The organism is Mycobacterium sp. ABE4_509 (assembly GCF_056160785.1).
This window is the reverse complement of record NZ_JBSWXU010000357.1, coordinates 1-316: the sequence shown is the minus strand read 5'-3', so window position 1 is coordinate 316 and position 316 is coordinate 1. Positions and strand designations below refer to the sequence as shown.

Sequence of the window (316 nt, the reverse complement as noted above, 5' to 3'; positions counted from 1 at the left end):
GGGCGTAGATGTCGGCGAGGATCTCTTCGACGGCGTCGGCCGGTGCGCGGTACTGCTCGACGTGCTGGTATTCCGGGGCCGGCAGCGCCCGCTTGTCGAGTTTGCCGTTGACCGTCAACGGCATCACCTCGACCGGCACCACCGCCGTGGGAACCATGTATTCGGGAAGCCGTTCGGACAGGGCGGTCCGCAGCGCAGCGGGATCGACGGTCTGCCCGCCGACTGCGGTGACGTAGCCGACGAGGCGTTTGTCGCCGGGGCGGTCCTCGCGGACGAGTACCTCTGCTTGGGCGACTCCGTCGATGGTGGCCAGGGC

General features: G+C 69.0%; 1 protein-coding gene. It reads right to left on the bottom strand.

What is annotated here, in order from left to right:
* The coding region (locus ACXAID_RS28465; protein WP_475025482.1) for an AMP-binding enzyme at positions 1-316 on the bottom strand (316 nt) is incomplete at both ends.